Raw genomic sequence first — 16,261 nt, 5'->3', positions numbered from 1 at the left:
GAAAGGGATGTTATGTCCATTATTCAAAAACTTTGGTGGTTTTTCAAGTTAGAAAAACGCCGTTATTTAGTCGGGATTGTGGCTCTGGTCTTGGTTTCCGTCCTCAACCTCATTCCCCCAATGGTTATGGGGAGGGTCATTGATGCCATCACATCGGGGCAATTAACCCAGCAGGACCTCCTTCTTGCCCTATTTTACTTGCTTCTTGCAGCCTTTGGGATGTACTATCTGCGCTATGTTTGGCGTATGTATATCCTCGGTACTTCCTACCGTTTGGGACAGATTATGCGCTCTCGCTTATTTGAGCATTTCACAAAAATGTCTCCAGCCTTTTATCAAACTTATCGGACGGGGGACCTGATGGCACACGCAACCAATGATATCAATGCCTTAACCCGTCTCGCAGGGGGAGGTGTTATGTCTGCCGTGGATGCCTCTATCACAGCTTTAGTGACCTTGCTGACCATGCTCTTTAGCATTTCGTGGCAAATGACCCTAGTTGCCATTTTACCCTTACCTTTCATGGCTTATGCGACCAGTCGTCTAGGGAGAAAGACCCACAAGGCCTTTAGCGAATCGCAAGCCGCCTTTTCCGAACTCAATAACAAGGTGCAGGAGTCCGTATCAGGTATTAAAGTGACCAAGTCTTTCGGTTATCAGGCGGATGAGCTCAAGTCCTTTCAGACAGTCAATGAATTGACCTTCCAAAAGAACCTGCAAACCATGAAATACGATAGTCTCTTTGACCCTATGGTTCTCTTATTTGTTGGTTCCTCCTATGTTTTAACGCTCTTGGTCGGCTCCTTGATGGTTCAGAAAGGGCAAATCACGGTTGGGAATCTGGTCACCTTTATCAGCTACTTGGATATGCTGGTTTGGCCTCTTATGGCCATTGGTTTCCTCTTTAATATTACCCAGCGAGGGAAGGTTTCTTACCAGCGGATTGAGGAACTTTTGTCTCAGGAATCACCTGTACAAGACCCAGAGTTTCCATTAGATGGTATTGAAAATGGATGCTTGGAGTACGCCATTGACAGCTTTGCCTTTGAAAATGAGGAAACACTGACAAATGTTCACTTTAGTTTGGAAAAAGGGCAAACATTGGGCTTGGTTGGTCAGACAGGCTCTGGAAAAACGTCTTTAATCAAACTCCTCTTGCGTGAATACGATGTGGATAAGGGAGCCATTTATCTAAACGGTCACGATATTCGTGACTATCGTCTGACAGACCTTCGCAGTCTCATGGGCTATGTCCCTCAGGACCAGTTTCTCTTTGCGACTTCAATCTTAGACAATATCCGCTTTGGGAATCCTGATTTACCACTTTCAGCGGTCGAGGAAGCGACCAAGCTAGCCCAAGTTTACCAAGACATTGTAGCCATGCCTCAGGGATTTGATACGTTGATTGGTGAAAAGGGAGTCAGTCTTTCTGGAGGTCAAAAGCAGCGTCTGGCCATGAGTCGGGCGATGATTTTAGACCCTGATATCTTGATTTTGGATGATTCTTTGTCCGCCGTGGATGCCAAGACGGAGTATGCGATTATTGACAACCTTAAGGAGACGCGAAAGGACAAAACAACCATTATCACTGCCCATCGCCTCAGTGCAGTTGTCCATGCAGATTTGATTTTAGTCCTGCAAAATGGTCAAATTATCGAACGAGGCAGGCACGAAGACTTGCTAGCTTTGGATGGCTGGTATGCCCAAACCTACCAGTCTCAGCAGTTGGAAATGAAAGGAGAAGAAGATGCAGAATAAGCAAGAACAATGGGCTGTATTGAAGCGCTTGATGTCTTATCTCAAGCCCTATGGACTCTTGACCTTTTTGGCACTAAGTTTTCTCCTAGCGACTACGGTCATCAAAAGTGTCATTCCCCTTGTGGCTTCCCACTTTATAGACCAGTATCTCAGCAATCTCAATCAACTCGCTGTGACCGTTTTACTGGCCTATTATGGCCTTTATATCCTACAAACTCTGGTCCAGTATGTCGGTAATCTTCTCTTTGCACGGGTATCCTACAGCATTGTTAGAGATATTCGTCGCGATGCCTTTGCCAATATGGAAAAACTGGGCATGTCTTATTTTGACAAGACGCCAGCAGGCTCTATCGTTTCTCGTTTGACCAATGATACCGAGACCATCAGCGATATGTTTTCAGGGATTTTATCTAGCTTTATCTCAGCAGTTTTCATCTTTCTGACAACCCTTTATACCATGTTGGTGTTGGATTTTCGTTTGACTGCTTTAGTCTTGCTCTTTCTCCCCTTGATTTTCCTTTTGGTCAATCTCTATCGGAAAAAATCAGTCAAGGTTATCGAAAAAACAAGAAGTCTCTTATCTGATATCAATAGCAAGCTAGCAGAAAGTATCGAAGGAATCAGAATAATCCAAGCCTTTAATCAAGAGAAGCGCCTGCAGGCAGAATTTGATGAGATTAACCAAGAACACTTGATCTATGCCAACCGTTCTGTAGCCTTGGATGCCCTCTTTTTGCGCCCTGCCATGAGTTTATTGAAACTCTTAGGCTATGCCGTTTTAATGACCTATTTTGGCTACCGTGGGCTTTATCTGGGAATAACAGCAGGAACCATGTATGCCTTTATCCAGTACATCAATCGTCTCTTTGACCCCCTGATTGAAGTAACGCAAAACTTCTCAACCCTTCAAACCTCCATGGTTTCTGCAGGTCGTGTCTTTGCCTTGATTGATGAGAGGACCTATGAGCCTCTTCAAGAAGATGGGCAAGCTAAAGTCAAAGAAGGCAATATTCGTTTTGAACATGTATGTTTCTCTTATGACGGTAAACATCAGATTCTGGATGATATTTCCTTTTCAGTTAACAAGGGTGAAACCATTGCCTTTGTGGGTCATACTGGTTCGGGGAAATCGTCTATTATCAATGTCCTCATGCGTTTTTATGAATTTCAGTCAGGGCGAGTTCTATTGGATGGTGTGGATATTAGGGATTACAGTCAAGAAGAACTGAGAAAAAATATCGGCCTGGTCTTGCAGGAGCCCTTCCTCTATCATGGGACTATTAAGTCCAATATCGCCATGTACCAAGAAATTAGTGATGAGGAAATTAAGGCTGCAGCAGAATTTGTCGATGCAGATTCCTTTATTCAAGAACTTCCTCAGGGTTACGACTCACCTGTGTCCGAGCGTGGTTCGAGCTTCTCTACTGGGCAGCGCCAGCTTCTTGCCTTTGCTAGAACAGTCGCCAGTCAGCCTAAAATCCTGATTTTGGATGAAGCGACAGCCAATATTGACTCTGAAACAGAAAGTTTGGTTCAAGCTTCTCTGGCTAAGATGAGACAGGGACGGACAACCATTGCCATCGCTCACCGCCTTTCTACCATCCAAGACGCCAACTGTATCTATGTTTTGGACAAGGGGCGCATCATCGAGAGTGGAACCCATGAGGAACTCTTGGCTCTGGGTGGAACCTACCACAGGATGTATAGCTTGCAGGCAGGGGCCATATCCTAATACTCGTTGATTTTCATTGAGCATAAGAAGGAAATCCTTCAAATTACAGATTTCTTTCACCGCCTTTTCCATTTTGTGGTATAATGAAAAATGTTGACAAATAGTATAATAAAAACAAAGGAGAAACAGCATGCTGAAATGGGAAGACTTGCCCGTGGAAATGAAATCAAGCGAGGTTGAGTCTTACTACCAGCTTGTCTCTAAAAGGAAGGGTTCGCTGATTTTCAAGCGTTGCTTGGACTGGGTTCTAGCCGTAGTCTTGCTGATTCTGACCTCTCCTATCTTTCTTATCTTGAGCATATGGATCAAGTTGGATAGTAAGGGGCCAGTTATTTACAAGCAAGAGCGCGTGACCCAGTACAATCGACCTTTCAAGATTTGGAAGTTCCGTACCATGGTGACGGATGCGGATAAAAAAGGGAGTCTAGTGACTTCTGCTAACGATAGCCGCATTACCAAGGTTGGCAATTTTATCCGCCGTGTGCGTTTAGACGAACTGCCTCAGCTGGTCAATGTCCTTAAAGGTGAGATGTCCTTTGTCGGTACACGACCTGAGGTGTCACGCTACACAGAGCAGTATAGCCATGAAATGATGGCGACCTTACTTTTGCCAGCAGGTATTACCTCTCCAGCCAGCATTCACTACAAGGATGAGGACACTATCATCAGTCAGATGACGGAGAAAGGTTTGTCGGTTGACCAAGCCTATGTTGAACACGTCCTTCCTGGAAAGATGCGCTATAATCTCGCCTATCTCCGAGAGTTTAGTTTCCTTGGAGACATCAAAATCATGTTTCAAACCGTGTTTGAAGTGCTAAAATAAAGTAGTCATGAGAGAATGAGTACAGATAAAAGGAGCAAATCAATGCCAAATTACAATATTCCATTTTCACCACCCGATATTACGGAAGCAGAAATTGCTGAAGTAGCGGATACCCTGCGTTCTGGTTGGATTACAACAGGTCCTAAGACAAAAGAATTAGAGCGCCGCTTGTCTCTTTACACACAGACACCTAAGACTGTCTGCCTCAACTCTGCGACAGCCGCTCTTGAGTTGATTTTGCGAGTGCTTGAAGTGGGAGCTGGTGATGAAGTCATCGTTCCAGCCATGACCTATACAGCTTCATGTAGTGTCATCACTCACGTGGGAGCAACACCAGTCATGGTGGATATCCAAGCAGATACGTTTGAGATGGACTATGATCTGCTGGAGCAAGCTATCACTGAGAAAACTAAGGTGATTATCCCAGTAGAGCTTGCAGGGATTGTTTGTGACTATGACCGTTTGTTCCAAGTTGTGGAAAACAAACGTGACTTGTTTGTTGCTTCAAGCAAGTGGCAAAAAGCCTTTAACCGTATTGTGATTGTCTCTGATAGTGCCCATGCTTTGGGATCTACTTATAAAGGACAACCAGCTGGTTCTATCGCTGATTTTACTTCTTTCTCATTCCATGCTGTTAAGAACTTTACAACGGCAGAGGGTGGAAGTGCGACTTGGAAATCTAATCCAGCGATTGATGACGAAGAAATGTACAAGGAATTCCAAATCCTTTCTCTTCACGGTCAAACTAAGGATGCTCTTGCTAAGATGCAGCTGGGTTCATGGGAATACGATATCGTAACTCCTGCCTACAAGTGCAATATGACAGATATCATGGCTTCTCTTGGTTTGGTACAATTGGACCGCTATCCAAGTTTGTTGCAACGTCGTAAGGACATCGTGGACCGCTATGATCGTGGTTTTGCAGGTTCTCGCATACATCCTTTGGCACACAAGACTGAAACTGTCGAATCTTCACGCCACCTCTACATCACCCATGTAGAAGGAGCAAGCCTAGAAGAACGCAATCTTATTATCCAAGAATTGGCCAAAGCAGGGATTGCAAGTAATGTTCATTACAAACCGCTTCCGCTTTTGACAGCCTATAAGAATCTTGGTTTCGATATGGCAGATTATCCAAAGGCTTATGCCTTCTTTGTAAACGAAATTACACTGCCACTTCACACGAAATTAACAGATGAAGAAGTAGACTATATCATTGAGACTTTCAAAACAGTTTCTGAAAAAGTGCTAGTTTCATCAAAAAAATCGTAAAAAAGTCTTGACAAAGAAAAAACAAAGTATTAAAATAAGTTCAACAAATCAGAAAAGTAACTATTTTTGATCTTCAGGGAGCCTGTGGTGATTGTGAACAGGTGGTTGGAAGTAGTGAAAGTGGGCTGATTTTAAAAATGAATTTGAAACAATGAAAATTCGGTGCGCACACCTTACAGTGCAACTTGTTGTTAGACAAGGTAGAGATGTAAAGGGGATAGTCCCTTTATAATTGAGGTGGCACCGCGTTACCAACGCCCTCACATGGAAGTATATTCTGTGTGTGGGCTTTTTTCTTTCGGTCATTTTGTTTTTCTTTTATTAGGGCGTTAAGTCGCTTTGATGAACTTAAGTTCTATCTGCAGCTCCTTGCCTACTACTAAAAGCAAACAAAAAGCCGAATTAATACAGAAAGAGGAAATTTTTATGACAACTAAAGGTTATTTTGGACAATTTGGTGGTAGTTTTGTACCGGAGCCGATTCAGGCTTTGTTGGATGAATTGGAAGTGACATTTGAAAAGTACAAGGATGATCCAGAATTTTTGGCAGAATTTCGCCATTACTTAAAGGACTATTCAGGTCGCGAAACACCGCTCTATTTTGCAGAAAGTTTGACAGAGCACTTAGGTGGAGCTAAGATTTATCTCAAGCGCGAAGACCTTAACCACCTGGGTTCTCACAAGCTCAACAATGTTTTAGGACAAATTCTTTTGGCCAAACGTATGGGCAAAAAACGAGTTATTGCGGAAACAGGAGCTGGTCAGCACGGTGTTGCGACAGCAGCGGCTGCAGCCAAGTTTGGTATGGCCTGTGATGTCTACATGGGAGCAGAGGATGTGGAACGTCAACGTCTCAATGTTTTCCGTATGGAGATGATGGGAGCAACTGTTCACGCAGTTGAAACAGGGACTCGTACCCTCAAAGATGCTGTTGATGCAGCCTTTGGAGCATGGATGAATGACCTTGAAGCCTTTTATGTTCTGGGATCTGCTGTGGGACCTCACCCATATCCAACCATTGTCCACGAGTTCCAAAAGGTCATCAGTGAAGAATCTCGCCGTCAAATCTTAGAAAAAGAAGGTCGTTTACCAGACTACGTTATTGCCTGTGTAGGTGGTGGTTCTAATGCTATTGGTGCTTTTTCTCAGTATGTGGCTGATGAAGAAGTCAAATTGGTTGGGGTTGAAGCTGCTGGTCACGGACTTGACACAGACAAGCACGCAGCTACTATGACAAAAGGTAGTATCGGAATTGTCGACGGCATGAAGACTTATGCAGTCTTTAAGGAAGATGGAGAGCTAGCTCCAGTTTACTCTATCTCAGCTGGATTGGACTATCCAGGGGTTGGCCCAGAACACGCCTACTTCAAAGATTCAGGTCGCGTGGAATATGTCGCTGCGACGGATGAAGAAGCTGTTCAGGCTCTCCTCCTTCTCAGCAAGACTGAAGGAATTATCCCAGCGATTGAAAGTTCACACGCTATCGCAGAAGCAGTTAAACGTGCACCGAAACTAAGTAAAGACGAAATTATCATCATCAATGTCTCTGGTCGTGGAGACAAGGACGTAGCTGCAATTGCGGACTACCTAGAAGCTAAAAAATAATAGATGGAAAAATTACAGTCCTTTCTCTCGCAGAGAGCTTGTGGTCGCTGGAAACAAGCAGAGAAAGCTGTAAGGTTGGGTCCATCTGAAACGAGAGAAGAAAACATAATTCTCAAGGGAGTGCCCTTTATCGCACAACCTGTTACAGGAGGTTTCTGAGACAGGAATGAGAGATAGGAGAAATCCTATAATTGAGGTGGCACCACGAATATCGTCCTCACGCAAGTTATTTTGCGTGGGGATTTTTCATACAGCCGCCGCGGACTTAGAAGTAGAACTGAAAGGGAAATTACAATGGAACGAATCATTCATGGAGATGTCTTATCACCAATCTTGGCTTATATGCGCCTAAAGGGGCAACACAAGGTTATCTTAGAGAGTATTCCGAGAGACAAGGAAACAGCTCGTTTTTCTATCCTAGCCTATAATCCTGTTTTTGAGATTAAGTTTGAAAATGGAGTCCTTTATCAAAATGGTCAAGTGATTGATCGGGATCCTTTGGATTTCCTTTATGAAGTGACTCATAAGAGCCAGCACCATTCAGATCTACCTTTTGGTGGGGGAGCTATTGGATTTGTTGGTTACGATATGATTTCGCTTTATGAAGAAATTGGTCAAATCCCTCAAGATACCATTGGGACGCCAGACATGCATTTCTTTGTCTATGAGAGCTATATGGTCTTTGACCATAAGAAGGAAAAAATCCATGTCATCGAGGATGCTCTATACAGCGAGCGTAGTCAAGAAGACTTGGTAGAAGCCTTGAACCAAGTGCTTGAGGAATTACGCATTCCTGCTCCAAATGAATTTGAAGACTTGGATTTATCTCCGCTGGACTTCAAACCGCATATTGCTCCTCAGAAGTTTGAAGAAATGGTGGAAACAGCTCGTGACTTGATTCGTAACGGGGATATGTTCCAATGTGTACTCAGTCAACGCTTCTCAGCAGAAGTTACTGGCAATCCATTTGACTTCTACAGAAATCTTCGCGTGACCAATCCTTCTAATTACCTTTATTTCTATGATTTTGGTGATTATCAAATCATCGGTGCCAGTCCAGAAAGTTTAGTTTCAGTTAAAAATGGCATCGTGACAACCAATCCGATTGCAGGGACACGACCAAGAGGCGCTACGGATGAAGAAGACAAGGCCTTAGCAACAGATTTACTTTCTGATGAGAAGGAAACAGCAGAACATCGGATGTTGGTAGACTTGGGACGTAATGATATCGGCCGCATCTCTGAAACGGCCAGTGTTCAAGTTACCAAGTATATGGAAGTGGAGCTCTTCCGCTACGTCATGCATTTGACCAGCGTGGTCAAGGGGCGTTTGCTTCCAGAGCTCACTGCTATGGATGCCTTGAAAGCAACACTTCCAGCTGGAACTGTTTCTGGAGCACCAAAGATTCGAGCTATGAGACGCATCTATGAACTGGAAACGGAAAAACGTGGCGTGTACGCAGGAGCAATCGGCTACTTGTCTGCGACGGGTGATATGGATTTCGCTATTGCCATCCGAACCATGATTCTCAAAAATCAAACAGCCTATGTGCAGGCTGGGGCAGGGATTGTCTACGACTCTATCGCCCAAAACGAATACCAAGAAACCATTAACAAAGCAAAATCTATGACTAGAATTGGAGAACTAAGACCATGATTTTATTGATTGACAACTATGATTCTTTTACCTATAACTTGGCTCAATACATTGGGAATTTTGCAGAAGTTCAGGTTTTGAGAAATGATGATCCCAAGCTATATGAAGAAGCTGAAAACGCAGACGGTCTGGTCTTTTCTCCAGGTCCTGGTTGGCCGGTTGATGCTGGAAAGATGGAAGACATGATTCGTGACTTTGCTGGCAAGAAGCCGATTCTTGGGATTTGTTTGGGCCACCAAGCTATCGCAGAAGTCTTTGGTGGTAAGTTAGGTTTGGCTCCAAAAGTCATGCATGGGAAACAGAGCAATATCAGTTTTGAAGCGCCATCTGTTTTGTATCAAGGCATCGAGGATGGACGTGCAGTCATGCGTTACCACAGTATTTTGATTGAGGAAATGCCAGAAGACTTTGAAGTGACAGCTCGTTCTACTGATGACCAAGCCATCATGGGGATTCAACATAAAAACCTACCAATTTATGGTTTCCAGTACCATCCAGAAAGTATTGGAACGCCAGATGGCTTGTCTTCTATTCGGAATTTTATCGAGAAGGTTGTAAAGTGAGGAAACTAGGATGAAAGAGATTATTGAAAAACTAGCAAAATTTGAAAATTTATCAGGTGTGGAAATGACGGATGTCATTGAGCGTATCGTAACTGGACGTGTAACGGAGGCGCAGATTGCTTCTCTCCTCTTAGCTCTTAAGATGAAGGGGGAAACACCTGAAGAACGCACAGCCATTGCCCAAGTCATGAGAGGACATGCCCAACATATTCCAACTGAGATTCATGATGCCATGGACAACTGTGGTACAGGTGGAGACAAGTCTTTCAGTTTTAATATTTCCACAACTGCAGCCTTTGTCTTGGCTGGCGGCGGTGTTCATATGGCCAAGCATGGTAACCGCTCGATTTCTTCTAAATCTGGTTCTGCAGATGTCCTCGAAGCCTTGGGCATCAACCTAGACCTCAAACCAGCTGAACTAGGTAAGGTATTTGATAAAACTGGAATCGTCTTTCTCTTCGCTAAAAATATGCACCCAGCAATGAAATACATCATGCCAGCGCGTTTGGAACTAGGAATTCCAACAATCATGAACTTGACTGGTCCACTGATTCACCCAATGGCCTTGGAAACACAGCTTCTTGGGATTAGTCGTCCAGAACTTCTAGAAAGTACAGCTCAGGTTTTGAAAAATATGGGTCGCAAACGTGCCATCGTTGTTGCTGGGCCAGAAGGATTGGATGAAGCTGGTTTGAATGGAACAACCAAGATTGCTCTTCTTGAAAATGGCGAAATCACCTTGTCAAGCTTTACTCCAGAGGATTTGGGAATGGAACACTACGCTATCGAAGACATTCGTGGAGGCAACGCTCAGGAAAATGCAGAAATTTTGCTCAGCGTTCTGAAAAATGAACCAAGTCCATTCTTGGAAACGACAGTTTTAAATGCTGGTCTTGGTTTCTATGCTAATGGTAAGGTAGATAATATCAAGGATGGAGTTGCCTTGGCTCGTCAAGTGATTGCTAGTGGCAAGGCCCTTGAAAAACTCAGACTGTTACAGGAGTACCAAAAATGAGTCAGGAATTTTTAGCACGAATTTTGGAGCAGAAGGCGCGTGAGGTAGAGCAGATGGAGCTGGAGGAAATCCAGCCCCTGCGCCAGACCTATCGCTTGGCTGACTATCTAAAACAACACCAAGACCGCTTGCAGGTAATCGCTGAAGTCAAGAAAGCTAGCCCTAGTCTGGGAGATATCAATCTCGATGTGGATATTGTGCAACAGGCCCAGACTTATGAAGAAAACGGCGCAGTGATGATTTCGGTTTTGACAGATGAGGTTTTCTTTAAAGGGCATTTGGATTATCTACGGGAGATTTCCAGTCAGGTACAGATTCCGACGCTTAACAAGGACTTTATCATTGATGAAAAGCAAATTATCCGCGCTCGCAATGCAGGTGCGACAGTCATCTTGCTCATTGTGGCAGCCTTGTCAGAAGAACGTCTTAAGGAACTTTATGACTACGCGACGGAACTTGGTCTGGAAGTTTTAGTGGAGACTCACAATCTAGCTGAACTAGAAGTGGCTCACAGACTTGGTGCGGAGATTATTGGTGTTAATAACCGCAACTTGACCACATTTGAAGTTGACTTGCAGACCAGTGTAGATTTGGCTAAACATTTCAAAGATGACTGCTTGTACATTTCTGAATCTGCTATTTTTACAGGGCAGGATGCGGAACGAGTAGCACCATACTTTAACGGAATTTTGGTGGGAACAGCTCTCATGCAGGCAGAAGATGTAGCCCAGAGAATCAAGGAGTTGCAGATTGACAAAGGTTAAAATTTGCGGATTATCGACCAAAGAAGCGGTGGAAACAGCCGTATCAGCAGGAGCAGACTACATCGGTTTTGTCTTTGCACCTAGTAAAAGACAGGTGACTTTGGATCAGGCTGCTGAGCTGGCAAAGCTTATTCCTGCAGGTGTTAAAAAGGTTGGTGTGTTTGTTTCACCAAGTCGGGCTCAACTGCTAGAAGCGATTGACAAAGTTGGCTTGGATTTGGTTCAAGTTCACGGTCAGGTGGCAGATGATTTGTTTGAGAATTTGCCTTGTACCAGTATTCAGGCTGTGCAGGTGGATGGAGAGGGTCATGTTACCAATTCTCAGGCAGACTATCTCCTCTTTGATGCCCCTGTGGCTGGGAGTGGCCAGACCTTTGACTGGGGCCAACTGGATACGACAAAACTAGCTCAGCCATTTTTCATCGCAGGTGGGCTTGACGAAGACAATGTAGCAAAAGCAATTCAACAATTTACTCCCTATGCAGTAGATGTATCGAGCGGAGTGGAGACAGATGGACAAAAAGATCATGAAAAGATTAGAAGATTTATAGAGAGGGTAAAGAATGGCATATCAAGAACCAAATAAAGATGGATTTTACGGAAAATTCGGCGGACGTTTTGTCCCAGAAACATTGATGACAGCAGTTTTGGAGTTGGAAAAGGCCTACCGTGAAAGTCAGGCAGATCCAAGTTTCCAAGAGGAATTAAACCAACTTTTGCGTCAGTATGTGGGACGTGAAACTCCTCTTTACTACGCAAAAAATTTGACTCAGCATATCGGCGGAGCCAAGATTTATCTCAAACGTGAAGACCTCAACCATACAGGGGCCCACAAGATTAACAATGCCTTGGGACAAGTTCTTCTGGCTAAACGCATGGGTAAAAAGAAAATTATCGCAGAAACAGGTGCTGGTCAGCACGGTGTGGCAACTGCAACAGCTGCAGCCCTCTTTAACATGGAATGTACTATCTACATGGGTGAGGAAGATGTCAAACGCCAAGCCCTCAATGTCTTCCGTATGGAGCTTTTGGGAGCCAAGGTTGAGGCAGTGACAGACGGTTCGCGCGTGCTCAAAGATGCGGTCAATGCAGCCCTTCGTTCATGGGTGGCTAATATCGATGATACCCACTATATCCTTGGTTCTGCCTTGGGGCCTCATCCTTTCCCAGAAATCGTCCGTGACTTCCAAAGTGTCATTGGTCGAGAAGCCAAACAACAGTACCGTGATTTGACAGGCCAAGACCTACCAGATGCCCTAGTAGCCTGTGTTGGTGGTGGTTCTAATGCTATCGGGCTCTTCCATCCATTTGTAGATGATGAGTCTGTAGCCATGTATGGGGCTGAAGCGGCAGGACTTGGTGTGGATACGGAACACCACGCAGCGACCTTAACCAAGGGACGTCCAGGTGTCCTCCACGGTTCTCTCATGGATGTGCTCCAAGATGCCCATGGACAAATCTTAGAAGCCTTCTCTATCTCAGCAGGTTTGGACTATCCTGGTATCGGTCCAGAACATTCTCACTACCACGATATCAAACGTGCTAGCTATGTTCCTGTGACAGATGAGGAAGCCTTGGAAGGATTCCAACTCTTGTCTCGCGTGGAAGGGATTATCCCAGCATTGGAATCTAGCCATGCCATTGCCTTTGCGGTGAAATTGGCCAAAGAACTTGGACCAAACAAGTCTATGATTGTCTGCTTGTCAGGTCGTGGGGACAAGGATGTGGTTCAAGTCAAAGACCGCTTGGAAGCAGATGCAGCAAAGAAGGGAGAAGCTCATGCCTAAGACACTAACAGAAAAATTAAATGCTGTCAAAGCATCTGGAAAAGGAATTTTCGTTCCTTATATCATGGCTGGTGACCACGAAAAAGGTTTGGATGGACTCGGAGAAACAATCCACTTTTTAGAAGATTTGGGTGTCTCAGCTATTGAAGTGGGCATTCCCTTTTCAGACCCTGTTGCAGATGGACCTGTTATCGAAGAAGCTGGCTTGCGTAGTTTAGCCCACGGGACTTCGACACAAGCTTTGGTTGAAACCTTGAAAACCATTGAAACAGAGGTTCCACTGGTCATCATGACCTACTTCAACCCCCTCTTTCAGTACGGTGTGGAGAACTTTGTTAAAGATTTGGTGGATACAGCTGTGAAGGGCTTGATTATCCCAGACCTACCTCATGAGCATGCCAACTTTGTAGAACCATTTTTGGCAGATACAGATATCGCCTTGATTCCTTTAGTAAGCTTGACCACAGGGATTGAGCGTCAAAAAGAGTTGATTGAAGGAGCGGAAGGCTTTGTCTATGCCGTTGCTATCAATGGGGTGACAGGGAAATCTGGCAACTACCGTGCAGACTTGGACAAGCACTTGGCACAATTGCATCAAGTGGCCGATATCCCAGTCTTGACAGGTTTTGGCGTATCTAGTCAAGCCGATGTAGAACGCTTCAATGCGGTATCAGATGGCGTTATCGTCGGTTCAAAAATTGTAAAAGCTCTCTACCAAGGAGAGCCGATTGAGAACTTTATCAGACAAGCAGTAGCTTACCAAAAATAATCACACAAGCAGCAAGTAAGAGGAAAGGCACAAAAGGAAGTCTTTCCTTTTTCTTTTGTAGGAGAAAGGCTAGAATTCCTGTTGCAGAAGCAAACTGAATCAAGATCAGTAACTCCGTTACGCTAAATACGAGAGCACAAGAAGCTAAAAAGAGAAAATCCCCTGCGCCCATGCGGATATCGATAAAATGAGCCAAAATTCCAAGGACAAGGAAGAAGACCATGACTAGATTCCAGCTAGAGCCGGCCATTAGGATTAGGTGGAAAGTCATCCAGACCAGTAAGGGATATTCCTGATGGCGAAAGTCGTAGATTCCTAAGGTCAGGCCAGCGGTTATGAGGACGACTTGTTCCAAAGAAAGTACTCCCCAAGACCAAGCTAGAAAGAGGATTCCTAAGCCCAGTTCAAAGAGGGCATACCAGATAGGATAAGTAGCCTTGCAGTAGCGACAGCGAAAGCGACCAATTACTTGAGAGATAATCGGAATCAAATCCAAGGGGCGCAAGCGAGTCTGACAGGCATCGCAGTGGCTAGCTGGTAGGATAATGGATTGCTCAGGAAAACGGTCAATGACCAAACCAAGAAAGGAAGCGAGAATGCTCCCGACAAGAAAAAAATAAATATCAATCATACTTATCTATTCGTAAAAAATGGGAGAAGTAGTATAATGGAGAAACATAGACAAGATAGTGAGGTCAAGATGACAATTCGTTTTGAAGAAAATGTGAGCATAGAAAATGCCCAGCTCGTATGCCAATGGTCCAACTCCCTCGGCAAATCCTTTCAAGAACAATGGATGGGGCCAAAGATTCCTTTTCCCTTAACAATTCAAATCTTGCAAGATTTGGAAGGATTCTTTTCAATCTTTGATGGACAAGAGTTTATCGGTCTTATCCAGAAAATTAGACTAGAAGACAGGAATCTTCATATCGGGAGATTTTTTATCAATCCCCAGAAACAAGGGCAGGGCTTAGGTAGCCAGGCTTTAAGGAAATTTGTTAGTTTGGCCTTTGAAAATGAAGACATAGATACTATTTCTTTAAATGTCTTCGAGGCAAATCAAACAGCTTACAATCTTTACCAAAAAGAAGGATTTGAAATCGTTCAAATGGTTGAAGAACCTGTACGGAAATACATCATGAAAAAGTTTAGGTAGAAAGCAAAAAAGCCTTGGTTCCCAAAGCTTTTTAATGTTATAAACTCATTAAAATAATCCCCAGTTAGATTTGGAATATTTTTTATTCTGTGTCATATAAAAATAAATAAAATGAATGGCTATAGCTAGAGCTAAAATGGTTGTTATACTCACTACTATTATAGGATTAGAAGCAAAGATTAAAGAGAGAATCAAGGCAGCCAGATAGAGTGTCGCTTGGACACAGTAGTAACTTTTCGAATAGCGAAGATAGTGTTTGTTATAGGGCCCATTTACTAGGACAGCAGCTTGAAAGAGGCCAAATCCGATATAAGAGAAGCTGGTTGCAAAGAGACGATTAGCTTCAGGATTCTGAAGAAAACTCATCGAAACGGTCATCATAAGAAGTCCAATGAAAATAGGATAGTGACTGTAAATTAGAAATAGTCTCTTTTGATTAGATTTTTCATCAATAGCATGGTCGAATTGACCAAAATAAAACAAGAACAGAGAAATCATAATAATGAAATAAAGAACCGAATAAATCGAGAAATTCTCGATTGTAAAGAAGTTAGCTAGCTCCGTAATCATCTCTCCAAACATAATAATGACAAGAAGGGAGATACGCTCGATTAAATGGGGGAGATTTACCTGGTAATGCTTATCTTTATTAAGCAAGATACTTGGCATAATAAATGTTAGCAGAATACTAGCAAATAAGATATAGACTCTAAGGTAAATAGGAAGAAGAGCTGCTAGATAGACTCCTAAACTTCCTAGACCTGTTATCCATAGAAAACCTTTGATACTTTCCCGATTAGCATCATCGGTTGATTTTCTAAAAAATTCAACCAAATATTGAAAAAATAAGGTAAGGGTTAATGTACCAATAGCCCAACAGAGATAATGAAAATATTGTTGCCAATCAGGTCCAATCATATTGGCTATAAAGAGTAAAATTCCCATTTTGATAAACATGATTACTATGTTAAATAAAGAGTTCTTTCCATAGCGATTGGTATAATCGGTTTGAATCATCCAGGAATCGATGAGAAACAAAGTAGCAATGAAAAAATCAAGGAAAGAATTCCAAGTCAAAATACCGTTATGAAGATGGTCAATTAAAGTAGTTACTTTTGAAATTGCAAAAACAAAAACTAGGTCATAAAAAAGTTCTGAAAATTCTACACGTTTATGTTTAATAAGAGTTGTCATCTTAAGACCTTTCTATTTTAGAAGTACAATTTATTATAACAGAAAATGGTAATAAAAAAAGGGAGATGCTTAAATAACTTCATGTGACGCGAATTGTCAAAACCTTGGAGCACATTTACCTCATGTACCAGATTACAGGCGGAGTGTTTGACGATTGATAATGAAGT

Annotated in this window: 16 protein-coding genes and 1 other annotated feature; of the genes, 14 read left to right on the top strand and 2 right to left on the bottom strand. The window is 43.2% G+C overall.

Annotation, left to right across the window (positions count from 1 at the left end; all coding sequences use genetic code 11):
• Positions 1 to 12 precede the first annotated feature (12 nt).
• The 13 genes from ACORHU_RS07730 (at position 13) to trpA (ending at position 13,744) form a co-directional block, all read left to right on the top strand.
• On the top strand, positions 13 to 1,758 hold the full coding sequence (locus ACORHU_RS07730; RefSeq protein ID WP_434364177.1) for an ABC transporter ATP-binding protein: 1,746 nt from the start codon (positions 13 to 15) through the stop codon (positions 1,756 to 1,758).
• Positions 1,748 to 3,490 (top strand): ABC transporter ATP-binding protein, encoded by a 1,743-nt coding sequence (locus tag ACORHU_RS07725; protein ID WP_434364176.1) that lies wholly within the window; start codon positions 1,748 to 1,750, stop codon positions 3,488 to 3,490. The genes ACORHU_RS07730 and ACORHU_RS07725 overlap by 11 nt, the downstream gene beginning before the upstream one ends.
• Positions 3,491 to 3,620: 130 nt before the next feature.
• Entirely contained in the window at positions 3,621 to 4,313 is a 693-nt protein-coding gene (locus tag ACORHU_RS07720) for a sugar transferase (RefSeq protein ID WP_434364174.1), read from the top strand.
• Positions 4,314 to 4,355: 42 nt separating this feature from the next.
• Entirely contained in the window at positions 4,356 to 5,585 is a 1,230-nt protein-coding gene (locus ACORHU_RS07715) for a DegT/DnrJ/EryC1/StrS family aminotransferase (protein ID WP_434364173.1), read from the top strand.
• 40 nt (positions 5,586 to 5,625) lie between these two features.
• Positions 5,626 to 5,850, top strand: a binding site (T-box leader).
• Between the two features lie 161 nt (positions 5,851 to 6,011).
• Entirely contained in the window at positions 6,012 to 7,190 is a 1,179-nt protein-coding gene (trpB, locus tag ACORHU_RS07710; RefSeq protein ID WP_049534966.1) for a tryptophan synthase subunit beta, read from the top strand.
• Positions 7,191 to 7,193: 3 nt separating this feature from the next.
• A complete protein-coding gene (locus tag ACORHU_RS07705; RefSeq protein ID WP_049534967.1) occupies positions 7,194 to 7,349 on the top strand; it encodes a hypothetical protein in 156 nt (51 codons plus the stop codon).
• Positions 7,350 to 7,484: 135 nt separating this feature from the next.
• Positions 7,485 to 8,846, top strand: coding sequence for an anthranilate synthase component I (trpE, locus tag ACORHU_RS07700; protein WP_434364171.1), 1,362 nt, complete (start codon positions 7,485 to 7,487; stop codon positions 8,844 to 8,846).
• Positions 8,843 to 9,409 (top strand): aminodeoxychorismate/anthranilate synthase component II, encoded by a 567-nt coding sequence (locus ACORHU_RS07695; RefSeq protein ID WP_261024912.1) that lies wholly within the window; start codon positions 8,843 to 8,845, stop codon positions 9,407 to 9,409. Before trpE ends, ACORHU_RS07695 begins: the two co-directional genes overlap by 4 nt.
• 10 nt (positions 9,410 to 9,419) lie before the next feature.
• Entirely contained in the window at positions 9,420 to 10,424 is a 1,005-nt protein-coding gene (gene trpD, locus ACORHU_RS07690; protein WP_434364169.1) for an anthranilate phosphoribosyltransferase, read from the top strand.
• Positions 10,421 to 11,188 (top strand): indole-3-glycerol phosphate synthase TrpC, encoded by a 768-nt coding sequence (gene trpC, locus ACORHU_RS07685; protein WP_434364167.1) that lies wholly within the window; start codon positions 10,421 to 10,423, stop codon positions 11,186 to 11,188. The genes trpD and trpC overlap by 4 nt, the downstream gene beginning before the upstream one ends.
• On the top strand, positions 11,175 to 11,774 hold the full coding sequence (locus ACORHU_RS07680) for a phosphoribosylanthranilate isomerase (RefSeq protein WP_434364166.1): 600 nt from the start codon (positions 11,175 to 11,177) through the stop codon (positions 11,772 to 11,774). The genes trpC and ACORHU_RS07680 overlap by 14 nt, the downstream gene beginning before the upstream one ends.
• The gene (gene trpB / locus ACORHU_RS07675) at positions 11,752 to 12,975 is read left to right on the top strand and encodes a tryptophan synthase subunit beta (RefSeq protein ID WP_084946316.1); all 1,224 of its coding nucleotides are present in this window, start codon (positions 11,752 to 11,754) and stop codon (positions 12,973 to 12,975) included. The genes ACORHU_RS07680 and trpB (ACORHU_RS07675) overlap by 23 nt, the downstream gene beginning before the upstream one ends.
• Positions 12,968 to 13,744 (top strand): tryptophan synthase subunit alpha, encoded by a 777-nt coding sequence (gene trpA, locus ACORHU_RS07670; protein WP_045611079.1) that lies wholly within the window; start codon positions 12,968 to 12,970, stop codon positions 13,742 to 13,744. Before trpB (ACORHU_RS07675) ends, trpA begins: the two co-directional genes overlap by 8 nt.
• Here the strand turns inward: trpA and ACORHU_RS07665 are convergent.
• Positions 13,716 to 14,375, bottom strand: coding sequence for a prepilin peptidase (locus tag ACORHU_RS07665; protein ID WP_045611080.1), 660 nt, complete (start codon positions 14,373 to 14,375; stop codon positions 13,716 to 13,718). The two genes, trpA and ACORHU_RS07665, sit on opposite strands and share 29 nt — an antisense overlap.
• Before the next feature lie 69 nt (positions 14,376 to 14,444).
• Here ACORHU_RS07665 and ACORHU_RS07660 point away from each other — a divergent pair, with 69 nt between their 5' ends.
• Complete coding sequence (locus ACORHU_RS07660; protein WP_434365173.1) at positions 14,445 to 14,900, top strand: GNAT family N-acetyltransferase; 456 nt, start codon at positions 14,445 to 14,447, stop codon at positions 14,898 to 14,900.
• 48 nt (positions 14,901 to 14,948) lie between these two features.
• On the opposite strand, the gene ACORHU_RS07655 is transcribed toward ACORHU_RS07660, so the two are convergent.
• Complete coding sequence (locus tag ACORHU_RS07655; RefSeq protein ID WP_261050655.1) at positions 14,949 to 16,094, bottom strand: low temperature requirement protein A; 1,146 nt, start codon at positions 16,092 to 16,094, stop codon at positions 14,949 to 14,951.
• Between the last annotated feature and the right edge of the window lie 167 nt (positions 16,095 to 16,261).

Source organism: Streptococcus sp. KHUD_015, from assembly GCF_051106265.1.
Classification (GTDB): Bacteria; Bacillota; Bacilli; order Lactobacillales; family Streptococcaceae; genus Streptococcus.
The sequence above is the reverse complement of the archived record's forward strand: the minus strand, read 5'-3'. Positions and strand labels throughout refer to the sequence as shown.